Genomic DNA, 12,506 nt, shown 5'->3' with positions numbered 1-12,506 from the left:
GGCTGGTGAACACCAGCCCATCGACCAATCGAACCTTTACCCGCCGATACGCACCGGCACGAAGATCTTGTCGCTGCCGCGCTGCACCAGCAGCGCCACGGTGCCCTTGGCGTGGGACACCTCGGAGCGGACCTGCTCGGCGCTGCTGGCCGGCACGCCATTGACCGACAGGATCACGTCGCCCGGCTGGATGCCCGCGCGGGCGGCGGGACCGCCGGCCTGCTGCACCAGCACGCCCGGGGCACCGACCGCCTGCTGTTCCTGCGGCGTCAGCGGACGCAGCGCCAGGCCCAGGCGGCCCTGGCCGGACTGGCCGTCGCTCTCATCACCCGCTGAGGCCTGCTGCTTGCTCATGTGGCCCAGCGTGGCGGTGAGTTCCTTGACGGCGCCATCGCGCCAGATTTCCAGGCTGATCTTCTGGCCAGGCGAGGACAGGCTGATCAAGGACGACAGGTCGCCCGACGACACGATCTCGCGGCCATCCACCTTGCGCACCACGTCGCCCGGCTTCAGGCCCGCCTTTTCGGCGGCGCTGCCGGGCTGTACGTTGGACACCAGCGCGCCAGAGGGCGACTTCAGCTTGAACGAGTCGGCCAGCGCCTGGTTCACCTCCTGCACGGTCACGCCCAGCATGGCGTGCTGCGCCTTGCCGTGCGCCAGGATCTGGTCCTTGATCTTGTAGGCCACGTCGATCGGAATCGAGAACGACAGGCCTTGGTAGCCGCCGGTGCGGCTGTAGATCTGCGAGTTGATGCCGACCACTTCGCCACGCGAGTTGAACAGCGGGCCGCCCGAATTGCCGGGGTTGACCGCCACGTCGGTCTGGATGAACGGCACCGACGTGTCGTCGGGCAGCGAGCGTCCCTTGGCGCTGACGATGCCGGCGGTGGCGGTGTTTTCCAGGCCGAACGGCGAGCCGATGGCCAGCACCCATTCGCCCACTTCCAGGTCGTTGACGTTGCCGATCTTCACGACGGGCAGGTTCGACGCGTCGATCTTCAGCACGGCCACGTCCGTCTGCGGATCGGAGCCCAGTACCTTGGCGCGGAACTCGCGGCGGTCGGTCAGCTTGACCGTCACTTCCTTGGCGTCCTTCACGACGTGCGCATTGGTCAGGATCGTGCCGTCCGCGCTGATGATGAAGCCCGAGCCTTCGCCGCGGATCGGCACTTCGCGCTGGCCGCCGCGCGGCATCATCCGGCCCCCGCCGGGGAAGCCCGGGAACTGGCCGAAGAACTGCGCGAAGGGATCATCCTGGTCCGACACCTTGGTGCTGCCGGTGATGCTGATGTTGACCACGGCGGGACCGTACTGGCGCGTGATCTGCGCGAAGTTCGGCGGCGCCACGGTGTTGACCGGGGCCTGCGCTTGCGCCTGGGCATGCGCGGGCGTGGTGGCCAGCAGGGCGGTGGTGCCTGCGCCACCGATGGCGCCTGCGGCCAGCAGGGCGATGACCAGACGGCTGGGGGTGATTTGCGTCGCGCTCATGTCGGCTCCTTGGAGCATGTTTTTGAACATGGCGCCATGGTGCCGGGGCTGTCTTAGGCGAATCTTAAGGCGGCACCCAAGGACGAAAATAATTCAGGACGTCGCGGTGACGGCGTCGGGGACGTGGAAGGCGACAGCCGCGCGCAACCCTCCGCCCGGCGCATCCGACAGCTCGACCTCCGCGCCGTGGCGCCGCGCCAGCGTGCGTACCAGCGATAGCCCCAGGCCACTGCCCTGGGCCATGCCGGGATCGGTGCGGTAGAAGCGGTCGAACACCCGCTCGCGTTCGCTGGGCCGGATGCCGGGGCCGGTATCGTCGACGACCAGCACGATCATGCCGCCCGGCGCGGGCTCGATGCCTATTCGGACCTGGCCGCCCTCCGGCGAATACTTCACGGCGTTGTCCAGCAGATTGCGCGCCAGCAGCACCAGGGCCTCCGACTGGCCGGCCACCATGGCCTGGTCCGGACCGTCCAGCATCATCTCGATGCGCCGCGCATTGGCCGCGGGCAGCACTTGCGCGACCGCTTCGCGCACTGCCTGCACCAGGTCGGTGGGCGCCAGCGTGGGCGGCGGGCTGCCCGCGTCGTAGCGGGCCATCGACAACAGTTGTTCGATCAGGCGGGTGGCGCGCGTGACGCCTTCGGACAGGCGGCCGATGGCCAGTTCGCGCGCGGCCGGATCATCGCCCGCGCGCCGCAAGCCCTGCAATTGCAGGGCCAGCGCGGCCAGCGGCGTGCGCAGCTCATGCGCGGCGTCGCCGACGAACTGCTGCTGCAGCGTGAAGGCCTGGCGCACGCGCGCCAGCAGCAGGTTCAGTTCCTGCACCAAGGGCCGGATCTCGTCCGGCAATCCGGCATCGGAGACGGGCGACAGATCATCAGGCTGGCGCGCGGCCAATTGCGCCCGCGTGCGCGCCACCGGCCGCAGCGACATGCTGACCACCCACCACACCACCAGCATCAGCAGCGGCGCGGCGGCCACGATGGGGCCGACCGAGCGCAACGCCAGCGCGCGCGCCGTGGCGCTGCGCACGCGCACGTCCTGCGCCACCTGGGTGACCTGGAACGGCGTGGCCATCGCGTACACGCGATACGAGGTATCGCCCGATTTCACGTCGGAGAAGCCCAGCAGCACGGGATCGGGCAGCAGGCGGCCCGAGGCGGATTTGTAGAGCTGCGTGCCGCTGGCCGTCCAGATCTGGATGATCAGGTCTTCGGGGCGGGCCACGGGTTCGCCGGGCACGGGCATGGGCGGCGCGCCCAGGCGTCCGCCACCCGCGCTGAGTGACAGCGCCGTATTGCGAAGCTGCGAATCGAAGATGGCATCCGTCTGCGCCAGCGTGCCGCGGTAGGCCACGACGGCCTGCACCAAAGCCGCCGCGAAGATGGATGCGAGCAGGAAGAGCAGTAGCCGCGCGCGCAGCGAATGGCCCAACGGTATCTTCATTGCTTGGGAATCACGTAGCCCACGCCGCGCACGGTCTGGATGAAGTCATGGCCCAGCTTCTTGCGCAGGCCGTGCACGTAGACCTCGACCGCGTTGCTGGCGATCTCGTCCCGCCAGCTGTAGAGCTTTTCTTCCAGTTGCGCGCGCGAGTAGATGACGCCGGGCCGAGCGATCAGCGGCTGCAGCACCGCCCATTCCCGCGCGGTGAGCGCCACGGGTTCGCCATTGATCGAGGCCTCGCGCGTCTGCGGGTCGACCGTGACGCCGCGATGCTCGAACAGGGGTTCGGCGCGGCCCTGGCTGCGGCGCAGCAGGGCGCGCACGCGCGCCAGCAGTTCGTCGGGATCGTAGGGCTTGACCACATAGTCGTCGGCGCCGGCATCCAGCCCGGCGATGCGGTCGCTGACGGCGTCGCGGGCGGTGGCGACCAGCACGGGGGTGCGGTCGCGGCGGGCGCGCAGTTCGCGCAGCACGGACAGACCGTCTTGCAGCGGCAGGCCCAGGTCCAGCAGGACCAGGTCGTACACGGTGGCGCGCAAAGCCGTGGAGGCGGCCCGGCCATCGCGTTCCCAGTCGACCGCGTAGCCATCCGCGCGCAGGCAGTCCAGCACGCTTTCGCCGATCATGGCGTCGTCTTCGACCAGGAGGATGCGCATGGGTGGGGAGTCAGGAACGCACGGACGTTCTAGGATAGGCGATTTTGTGGGTTTTGATCGTGGGAAGCCTATTTCGTCGGCCCTGAACAATCCTGCGGAGCCTTATTTCATAGGGCTTTCCAAGCAGGATAGGTGGTGAGGAATTGCAGGATTGGAGATAATAGAAGCCCGTTTTCCTGCAAATTTATCCGAGGTTTAGATGGGCCCGAAGACGCCAGCAGCCCGGAGCGGCGATCTGTTCCGCCATCCATTGCGCGAACAGATCAACCTGAAGCATCCGATCGTGCAATTGGCCGATCTGATGGACTGGCAGCGCATAGAGGCCGTGTGCGCATCGGGTTTCACCTCGGGCCGAGGCCGCCCCGCCACGTCGCCGAGGTTGATCGCCGGGCTGCTGTACCTGCAACACGCGTTCGATCTGTCGGACGAGGCCGTGGTGTGGGGCTGGGTGGAGAACCCGTACTGGCAGGTATTCACCGGCGAGACCTATTTGCAGACCGAGCCGCCGATCGACGCGTCGAGTTTGACGCGCTGGCGCACTCGTCTGGGCGAGGCGGGAGTGGAGGAGTTGCTGGCTGCGACCGTGGCGGCAGCCAAAGGCGGCGGACTGCTGCGCGCGGCCAGCTTCAAGACGGTGATCGTGGATACGACGGTGGCTCCCAAGGCGATCTCGCATCCGACCGATTCGCGATTGCTCGAGCGCAGTCGCGCGCACCTGGTCAAGGCGGCGACCGAACACGGATTGAAGCTGCGGCAGAACTACAACCGCGAGGCGCCGAGGCTGGCCGTGCAGATAGGTCGGTATGCGCACGCCCGGCAGTTCAAGCGGATGAACAAGTCGCTGCGTACATTGCGCTCGCGCGTGGGGCGGGTCTGGCGTGACATCGACCGGCAGATGGATCGGGTGCAGGTGACGGCGCGCGCCTCGCTGCAAGACTTGATGGTACGGACCAAACGTATCCTGGATCAGCGCCCGAAGGACAAGAACAAGTTGTACGCGCTGCATGCGCCCGAGGTCGAATGCATCAGCAAGGGCAAGGCCAGGACGCCCTACGAGTTTGGGGTGAAGGTGTCGATCTCCACGACGCTCAAGGAAGGGTTCGTGGTGGGCGCGCGCTCGATGCCGGGCAATCCGTACGACGGGCACACGCTGGCCGAGGCGCTGGAGCAGGCGGGGATCATTGCCGAAAGCCCGATCACCACGGCGGTCGTGGATCGCGGTTACCGCGGGGTCGAAGTGCCGGGTGTGCAGATCCTACGCTCAGGCCAGCGGCGCGGCCTGACTCGCGGCCTGAAAGCGATGATCAAGCGCCGCAGCGCCATCGAGCCGACCATCGGACACATGAAGGCTGACGGCAAGCTGGGGCGGAACTGGCTCAAGGGCGCGCTGGGCGATGCGATGCATGCCGTGCTGTGTGGCGCGGGCCACAACATCCGCCTGCTGCTGCGCCGGCTGCGGCTTTTTTACGCCCTGCTCCTGGCACTATGGATGGACTGCTTTACCGCGATGACAGTGACTGTGCCGAGATAACCAGGGCGTCACATTGCTTGGTCGACCCAGAACCTGATTGTTCAGGGCCGACTATTTCTTCAGCATTGCGCGCTTCCTGTCAGGCGAGCCGGGTGGACGAGGCACGAGGATGCACGCCATGTGCGAGGAGCGCCCGATGAGCATAATGCCAATCTTTCATGGCGCACGCGGTCGTGGCTTGTATATAGTGCTGCCTCCCGCCTCATAAAAATTTGACATGAAAACAGGATTTGCCGCATCGATACATGCAGCGCCATGGCCGCCTACCCGATCCAGACAACCCGATTCGGTACGTGATGGTGCCGAGCGTGCGGAGAGATAAGAAATGGCTGTGAAGTACTTTTTGGCAAATGTTTATTTCAAATCTCCGCATGTGCTTGCGTGGCTGGCTGCAAGATTGAGTGGCACGTTGGGTCTAGAGCTGCTTTTTGATCAATGCGGAAAATATGAGGAGTTCCCTGCATTCATCGCTGAAGGCTGCGGTCTTGAATTGGCCCTGTTGGGTATGCCCGAGGGGGATCCTACGCTGCAAAGCGAGTTAACTGTGCGTGCGAATACGGAACTTTCATTTGAAGCATGGCAAGCGTCTCTGCCAGGCTTCTTCCGAGATGTGTTTGTTGATAAAGAAAAGAATTCCCGGGGTTATATAGACTGTTCGACAGAACTAGTTCGGGCTTTGGTTGTTGAGGGATTCTCTGACTGTTCCGAGTGAATGCGCTCTTCAGAACTCCTGCGCCGCGCTCAACGGTATGGTTCGGTTGATTAGCATAGGTAAAGATGATTCGCGCAACTGGTGGCTACCCAATCGGCCATGGAATTCATAATGACCAACGAGGATTCAGGGCTTCTGAAAAACAGAGAAGAAGGATTCGATGCTTTCTATCAATCCCTACTTCCCAGTCTTGTAGAGTTTGTCGGATTGCTGGGTATTTCGCCTTCGCACGCAGTTTTGACACACGCGCCGCGGTTGCTTCCATTGGTGGATCAGGCCACCAGGAACCTCTCCGTGGAATCCGACTCAGACCGCAGTTGGTTGCTGGCACGCACTGCCTATTTCATCGGAGAATATTTCGTTCAGAAGTTCTCCGGTTATTGGTTCGTCAACGCGACCTACGGTTCCAGATATTTCGCGCGCTATGTGGTTGGCGGCTTCAGCGTAGCCACGGGGGAGGTGATCGATCCGTTTGAAATGGCCACTGTCTATGTGGATACTCCCGCGACTCGTGATCTGAATGCTTTGATCATCGACGTCGAGCGTTCCTGGGGTTCCGTTTGATGTCGTCGGCGCGCCAGGAGGAGCGGGACCGCTGGATGTGGCCGGCTCCGCGTCTCGCCTTTCTGCTGGGATCGTGCGGTCCAGCCATTCGGCTGATTCGAGAGCCTGGCCATCATTGGGGCGGCTAGTATCTTCAGTCACTGTTGAAGGAGGGCGGAAGGGCTTCATCTTAGTCGTTCCTGAGGCGTTCAATGATTCCGGTGAGCTGGATTCGCGCTGCGAATACGATTCCGCTGTCGCTGAGAGCGGTGATAGCGAATGCGCTGAATGGTGGTTCCAGGGACTAAAATCCCGACACGACTCATGCCGCTAGGCGGCGCTTTCTGGATGGCATGCTTTGAAAAAAACCGACCTCGAAAAGAACAAGGGCCTGAAGATCATGGGCCAACTCAAGTCCACGCTGCCGCCCAGCCGCTTCGCCGGCGACGCCGTGCCCGACCGGCGCGAGCAGCGCAAGCTCGACCAGGCCGCCGGCCTGGTGCCATTCGCGGTCAAGCTGCCCCAGGCCCAGGTCGATGCGCTGCGCGCCAAGGCGCAGGCCGATGGCGTGGCCATCAACGACCTGGTCAGCGGCCTGCTGGAAAAAGCCTTGAAGGACTGACCGTGCTGATTGGCGGGCGGGCTGCGTTTCCAAGGGCTCGCCTGGCGCGCTGACATCGATGCGTCACCGCCGCCGCATCAATCCGCCTGGGCAGTCAACCCGAATGCCGCGGCGAATTGCTTTTCTCCCCTGGCGCTGAACCGCAGCGCCCGCGAGTCCAGGTCCCGGCTCACCCACCCGCGTTCGCTGAAATGCTCCAGCAACGCAGCTCCCAATCCCCCCGCCAGGTGCGGCTTGCGCGAACTCCAATCCAGGCAGGGATAGGCAAACCGCCGCCGCTGCCTCTGCAACGCCTGTGGCCGCAATCCCAGTTTCTCCAGCGCCGCCCCGCCTTCGGGCGTAAGCGCGTATTCTTCACCCGACACCCGCAGCCATCCCTGCGCCAGCATCGCATCGTGCATGCGCACGGCCAGCGTGCCCGCCATGTGGTCGTAGCAGGTGCGGGCGTGGTGCAGATGCGGTGGCGTCGACGGCATGAAAGGCGTGCGTGGCACGCCCGCCACCACCAGCAGGGCCTCCAGCGCGGCCGCCACCTGCGGCGTGGCCAGGCGGTAGTAGCGGTGCTTGCCCTGGATGGCGATCTCGACCAGCCCCTGGTCGCGCAGCCGCGTGAAATGGCTGCTGGCGGTGGAGGCGCTGATCCCGGCCAGCGCCGCCAGTTCGGTGGCGGTGCGGGCGCAGCCATCCAGCAGGCTGCACAGCATGCGCGCCCGGGCCGGGTCGCCTATGGCGGCGGCCACGGCCGACAGGCTGGTATCCGCCGAGGCGGAACCGGAGGTTGCATCCATGGTTTGATCCATATCGAAGTGTGTGCGATGCAGACGAGCATACTGCCGCCATCCGCAATGCTCAATACAAGGACGTCCGACTCATGAACGCGGCAGTGCAATCCGGATTTTTTGGCCATCGTGTGCTGGCCGCCACTTTCGTGCTGGCCATCTTCGGCTGGGGCGTGGGGTTCTATGGCCCGCCTGTTTTCCTGCACGCGGTCGTCGAACGCACGCAGTGGCCGGTGGCGTTGGTATCGGCGGCGGTGACGGCGCATTTCGTGGTGGGGGCGTTGGTGGTGGCCAACCTGCCGCGCCTGTATCGGGCCTGGGGCACGCCGCGGATCACCTTCGCGGGCGCGGTGCTGTCGGCCCTGGGCACCTGCGGCTGGGCGTGGGCCCAGGCGCCGTGGCAGCTTTTCCTGGCGGCGGCCGTCAGCGGCGCGGGTTGGGTGGGCCTGGGCGCGGCGGCGGTCAATGCGCTGATCGCACCGTGGTTCGCCGCGCGCCGGCCATGGGCTTTGGCCATGGCCTACAACGGCGCCAGCGTGGGCGGCGTGATCTTCTCGCCCTTGTGGGTGCTGCTGATCGGCGCCGTGGGATTCGGCGGGGCGGCGGGCTTGGTGGGCGTGGCGATGGTGGCCTGCCTGGCCCTGCTGTGCGGCGGCGTATTCTCTCGCACGCCGCAGCAACTGGGCCAGTGGCCCGATGGGCTGCCGCCCTCGGAAGCCACCGCTTCGGCCCAGGCCGATGTCCGCGCGTTGCCGCCCGTGCTGTCCTGGCGCGCCGACCGCCGCTTCGTCACGCTGGCCGGCGCCATGGCCCTGGGGCTGTTCGCGCAGATCGGCTTGATCGCGCACATGTATTCCCTGCTGGCTCCCGCGATGGGCGAACGCGTGGCGGGCATGGCGATGGGCCTGGCGACCGCCTGCGCCATCCTGGGCCGCACCCTGGCGGGCTGGCTGGTGCCGGCCGGCGCGGACCGCCGCCTGGCGGCTTGCGCGTCGTATGCCTTGCAGGTGCTGGGCTCGGTGGTGCTGTGGATGGGGGCGGACATGGGCGATGCGCCTGCCCTGACCTGGCTGGGCGTGGCCTTGTTCGGCCTGGGCATCGGCAACGCGACCTCGCTGCCGCCCACGATCGCGCAGGCCGAGTTCGCGCGCGCGGATGCCATGCGCGCCGTGCCGTTGATGGTGGCCATCGCGCAGGGCGGCTATGCCTTTGCGCCGGCGGTGTTCGGTGTGTTGCGCGAATGGCAGGGACCGGCCGCCGAGGGAGGGTTGTTCGGCGTTGCGGCGGCCGTGCAGGTCGCGTCCATTGCGTGCCTGCTGGCGGGCCGGCGCCGGCTGCGTGCGGCCGTGGCGGCGTAAAGACGGCGGAAGGCGGCGTCAGATGGCGGAAGACGGGGAAAATGGCGGCAGATGGCTGCAGATGACGGCAAAAAGGCGCCGCGCGCTCAGTGGCCCTCGAACCGGCCCTCGGCCCGTTCCCGTACGTAGGCCGCCACGTCCTCGGCCGGCAATGCCTTGCTGTAGTACCAGCCCTGCACGACGATCCCGGCGCTGGACGTGAGCGCCCGCAACTGCTCGACCGTCTCCACGCCCTCGACGATGATGCGCAGGTTCAGCGCTTCGCACAGCCGCAGGAGGCCGGCCAGCACCTTCGCGCCGCGTGGCGTGTCCAGCGCGACGATGAAGCTGCGGTCGATCTTGATCGCGTCGATGTCGAACTTGTGCAGATAGCCCAGCGCCGAATAGCCGCTGCCGAAGTCGTCCAGGTAGATCTGGGCGCCGATGGCATGCAGGCGCTCGAAGGCCAGGCGCAGCGCGTCGGTGTCGTCGACCAGCGCGTTCTCGGTCAACTCCACCGAGATCTGCCCGTGGGCCTGTTCGAGGATGGCGATGAACCGGTCGCAATGGCGGGGGGACGCCAGCGTGCCGCCGGTGATGTTGATGGTGATGGGCAGCGTGAATCCCTGCGCCTGCCAGGCATGATGCTGCCGCACCGCCTGCGTGGCCACCCACAGGTCCAGGTCGCAGATCAGGTCGGCATCGTCCAGCCATTGCAGCAACTCGATGGGCGAGCCTTCCTCGTCGCGCCGGCCCGGCCCCCTGGCGCGCAGCAGGGCCTCGCAGCCGGTGCACAGTCCGGTGTCCACGGACACCTGCGGCTGGTATTCCAGATAGAACTCGTGGTCGTCGATGCGTCGGATGCGCGAGAGCGCTTCCCGCTGGGCTTCTTCCTTGCGGCGCGCATTGATGACGGGATCCCGCGCGTACAGCATCGACTCTTCTTCGAGGCGCGTGAACGTGGTGTCCAGTGAGCGCAGCGGAATGGAGACGGGTTCCTGGCGGCGGCGCTCCTGCGTCAGCACGAAAGGGGCGTAGATGGCCGCGCCCAGGGCCAGCAGGCCCAACTGCAGCGCCACCGCGCTCCATTCGCCGCCGGTGGACAGATAGGCGTTGAAGACGACCGGCGAGGTCATCGGCAGCCCCACCGAGGGAATGGCGATCCAGCCGAACTGCACCGCCGCCAGCGCGATGGCCGCATTGACCATCGGCGCCAGCACGAAGGGCACCAGCAGCCGGGGGTTCAGGATGACCGGCAGGCCGAACAGCAGAATCTCGTTCACGTTGAAAAGCGAGGCGGGTATCGCCGCCAGCGCCAGCACGCGCAGCGAATTGCTGCGCGAACACACCAGGATCGCCGCGACCAGCGACAGCGTGGCGCCCGCGCCGCCAATGTAGACGAAGGCGCCCAGCAGGGCGCTGTTCAGGGCGTAGTCCATGGCGAGGCCAGGCAGCGCGCCCGCCGCGTTCAACCGCGCGGCCTCGTCCAGCGCCTGCGTCAGCGGCAGCAGCGCGTGATAGCCATGGATGCCGAAGAACCACAGCAGGGCGTTGACGCCGGCGATCAGCGGACCGCCCAGATAGGGATGCGCCGAGGAGGCCAGCTCCAGCGGCATGCTGAAGTCGGTGATGGCGGGCATCAGCGGCAGCAAGGACAGCGTGGCCATGACCAGGGCGGTGCTGATCAGGCCGGGGATCACCATGTTCAGCGTGTCGCGGACGTTGTCGTCGACGAAGTCGGCGGGCGCCAGCCGCGTCCAGCGCCATCGGTGCAGCCAGGCCATCAGCGGCACGTTGGCCAGGGGCGCGACGATGGCGATGAAGATGGTCAGGGTGGCGGCGGCCTGGGGGTAGGGCGCCAGCAGGCTGTGCACGACCGCGACGTAGGCCAGGCAGAGGAAGGCGCAGGGCAACTGGGGCAGGCGGTAGCGCAGGGCCAGCATGTAGCCGATGGCCGCCGCGACCAGGAACGGCATCGTGGCGTCGAGCTGTTCGTGGGCCTGGCCCAGCATGCGGGCGGCCTCGGGCAGATTCAGCCGCAGGGACGCGTACGACAGCAGCAGCATCAGCGCCGAGACCAGCAGGCAGGGCAGGGTCCAGACCATGCCTTCGCGCATCACGCGCAACGTCGTGGCGCTGGCCAGCCGGCCGAGGCTGGCCCGGTTCAGTTGCACGATGCGTGGTCTAGGCATGAGGCAATCCCGGAACATCGGCGGGCACGGGCGCCAGTGACTCGGACAAGGGAGTATCCCTGGTGCGCCCGTCTGCGGGTGTGCACGTTCGTTGGGGGACGTTAAGGGAATGGCCGGTCGTTGTAAACCCGCGGCAGTCCTCTCGGTTAGCTGCCGTGGCATGTCATGGACGGCCCGCGAAGGGGGCGTTCCATGGATGGAACACGGCTTGCCGCGGGTGGCGCTATGCGGATGGGCGCGGCCGGACTATCGTCGTGCGATCGCGGCGCGTCGTTGCGCCAGGAGGTTGCCATGAAACATGTGTTGGGCGTGCGCAGCGCGCCGGGTTCTCATTGGGTGGGCGACGGTTTTCCGGTGCGCTCCCTGTTTTCATATCACGGAGCGGCCGGGCATCTGAGCCCGTTCCTGCTGCTGGACCATGCCGGTCCGGCCGAGTTCGAGCCCACGCAGCGCCGGCGCGGGGTGGGCGAGCATCCGCATCGGGGCTTCGAGACGGTCACCATCGTCTACGACGGCGAGGTCGAGCATCGCGACTCGACCGGCCAGGGCGGCGTCATCGGTCCGGGCGATGTGCAGTGGATGACGGCCGCGGGCGGCATCCTGCATGAAGAATTTCATTCGCAGGCCTTTGCCCGGCGCGGCGGGCGGCTGGAAATGGCGCAGTTGTGGGTGAATCTTCCCGCCCGCGACAAGATGCGCCCGCCGCGCTACCAGGCGCTGCTGTCCCGCGACATCCCGCAGGTCTCGCTGCCCGATGGCGCCGGCACGCTGCGCGTGATCGCCGGACAGTATGGATCGGCCCGTGGCCCGGCGCAGACGTTCACCGCGGTGAACGTCTGGGACGCGCGCCTGAACCAGGGCGCCCAGTTGGCGTTGCCGCTGCCGGCTGGCCACAATGCCGCGGTGGTCGCGTTGAGCGGTTCCCTGTCGGTCGGCGGCACCGCATTGCGCAGTGGCCAGGTCGCGGTGCTGGACCGTGACGGCGAAGGCGTGGCGCTGTCGGCCAGCGAGGACGCCAAGCTGCTGGTGCTGACCGGCGAGCCGATCGACGAGCCCATCGTGGGCCATGGCCCCTTCGTGATGAATTCGCAGGCCGAGATCATCGAGGCCTTCCGCGACTTCCAGAGCGGGCGGTTCGGCGGCATCCCGGCCTGAGGGCCTGTGCAGCCGTCATCAGGGTTTGTCCTATGGGCAATC

The 12,506-nt window shown here is 66.5% G+C and carries 11 protein-coding genes; 6 read left to right on the top strand and 5 right to left on the bottom strand.

All coding sequences use genetic code 11. The features are described from left to right. Positions 1-36 precede the first annotated feature (36 nt). The 3 genes from A6745_RS11895 to A6745_RS11885 form a co-directional block, all read right to left on the bottom strand. Positions 37-1,488, bottom strand: coding sequence for a Do family serine endopeptidase (locus A6745_RS11895; protein ID WP_066127230.1), 1,452 nt, complete (start codon positions 1,486-1,488; stop codon positions 37-39). Positions 1,489-1,581: 93 nt separating this feature from the next. After that, on the bottom strand, positions 1,582-2,937 hold the full coding sequence (locus A6745_RS11890; protein ID WP_066127223.1) for an ATP-binding protein: 1,356 nt from the start codon (positions 2,935-2,937) through the stop codon (positions 1,582-1,584). Then, positions 2,934-3,593, bottom strand: a complete 660-nt coding sequence (locus tag A6745_RS11885) for a response regulator (protein WP_066127220.1) — start codon at positions 3,591-3,593, stop codon at positions 2,934-2,936. The genes A6745_RS11890 and A6745_RS11885 overlap by 4 nt, the downstream gene beginning before the upstream one ends. A gap of 199 nt (positions 3,594-3,792) precedes the next feature. Here A6745_RS11885 and A6745_RS11880 point away from each other — a divergent pair, with 199 nt between their 5' ends. The 4 genes from A6745_RS11880 (at position 3,793) to A6745_RS11870 (ending at position 7,001) form a co-directional block, all read left to right on the top strand. Continuing rightward, entirely contained in the window at positions 3,793-5,124 is a 1,332-nt protein-coding gene (locus A6745_RS11880; RefSeq protein ID WP_066124824.1) for an IS5 family transposase, read from the top strand. A gap of 325 nt (positions 5,125-5,449) precedes the next feature. Further along, positions 5,450-5,836, top strand: coding sequence for a hypothetical protein (locus A6745_RS28675; protein WP_156513364.1), 387 nt, complete (start codon positions 5,450-5,452; stop codon positions 5,834-5,836). 111 nt (positions 5,837-5,947) lie between these two features. After that, entirely contained in the window at positions 5,948-6,400 is a 453-nt protein-coding gene (locus tag A6745_RS28670) for a hypothetical protein (protein WP_156513363.1), read from the top strand. A gap of 337 nt (positions 6,401-6,737) precedes the next feature. After that, complete coding sequence (locus A6745_RS11870; protein ID WP_066127213.1) at positions 6,738-7,001, top strand: hypothetical protein; 264 nt, start codon at positions 6,738-6,740, stop codon at positions 6,999-7,001. 77 nt (positions 7,002-7,078) lie between these two features. On the opposite strand, the gene A6745_RS11865 is transcribed toward A6745_RS11870, so the two are convergent. Next, a complete protein-coding gene (locus A6745_RS11865) occupies positions 7,079-7,789 on the bottom strand; it encodes an ArsR/SmtB family transcription factor (RefSeq protein ID WP_066127211.1) in 711 nt (236 codons plus the stop codon). 83 nt (positions 7,790-7,872) lie between these two features. Between A6745_RS11865 and A6745_RS11860 the strand changes: the two genes are divergently transcribed. Continuing rightward, on the top strand, positions 7,873-9,138 hold the full coding sequence (locus tag A6745_RS11860) for an MFS transporter (RefSeq protein ID WP_066127206.1): 1,266 nt from the start codon (positions 7,873-7,875) through the stop codon (positions 9,136-9,138). Between the two features lie 86 nt (positions 9,139-9,224). Here A6745_RS11860 and A6745_RS11855 read toward each other — a convergent pair whose 3' ends face one another. Further along, the gene (locus tag A6745_RS11855; RefSeq protein ID WP_066127203.1) at positions 9,225-11,309 is read right to left on the bottom strand and encodes an EAL domain-containing protein; all 2,085 of its coding nucleotides are present in this window, start codon (positions 11,307-11,309) and stop codon (positions 9,225-9,227) included. A 291-nt stretch (positions 11,310-11,600) separates the two neighbouring features. On the opposite strand from A6745_RS11855, the gene A6745_RS11850 reads away from it, so the two are divergent. After that, positions 11,601-12,464: a pirin family protein gene (locus A6745_RS11850; protein WP_066127200.1), complete on the top strand. Its 864-nt coding sequence runs from the start codon at positions 11,601-11,603 to the stop codon at positions 12,462-12,464. Positions 12,465-12,506 lie beyond the last annotated feature (42 nt).

This window comes from Bordetella ansorpii, from assembly GCF_900078705.1.
In the GTDB taxonomy this organism is placed as follows: domain Bacteria; phylum Pseudomonadota; class Gammaproteobacteria; order Burkholderiales; family Burkholderiaceae_B; genus Bordetella; species Bordetella ansorpii_A.
Note: the sequence above shows the minus strand (reverse complement) of the source record. Positions and strands in the feature narration are given on the sequence as shown.

Coding starts and splice junctions, on each gene's coding strand:
- A6745_RS28670 (WP_156513363.1), top strand. CDS start 5,948: ATGACCAACGAGGATTCAGGGCTTCTGAAAAACAGAGAAGAAGGATTC.
- A6745_RS11850 (WP_066127200.1), top strand. CDS start 11,601: ATGAAACATGTGTTGGGCGTGCGCAGCGCGCCGGGTTCTCATTGGGTG.
- A6745_RS11860 (WP_066127206.1), top strand. CDS start 7,873: ATGAACGCGGCAGTGCAATCCGGATTTTTTGGCCATCGTGTGCTGGCC.
- A6745_RS11885 (WP_066127220.1), bottom strand. CDS start 3,593: ATGCGCATCCTCCTGGTCGAAGACGACGCCATGATCGGCGAAAGCGTG.
- A6745_RS11865 (WP_066127211.1), bottom strand. CDS start 7,789: ATGGATGCAACCTCCGGTTCCGCCTCGGCGGATACCAGCCTGTCGGCC.
- A6745_RS28675 (WP_156513364.1), top strand. CDS start 5,450: ATGGCTGTGAAGTACTTTTTGGCAAATGTTTATTTCAAATCTCCGCAT.
- A6745_RS11895 (WP_066127230.1), bottom strand. CDS start 1,488: ATGAGCGCGACGCAAATCACCCCCAGCCGTCTGGTCATCGCCCTGCTG.
- A6745_RS11880 (WP_066124824.1), top strand. CDS start 3,793: ATGGGCCCGAAGACGCCAGCAGCCCGGAGCGGCGATCTGTTCCGCCAT.
- A6745_RS11855 (WP_066127203.1), bottom strand. CDS start 11,309: ATGCCTAGACCACGCATCGTGCAACTGAACCGGGCCAGCCTCGGCCGG.
- A6745_RS11890 (WP_066127223.1), bottom strand. CDS start 2,937: ATGAAGATACCGTTGGGCCATTCGCTGCGCGCGCGGCTACTGCTCTTC.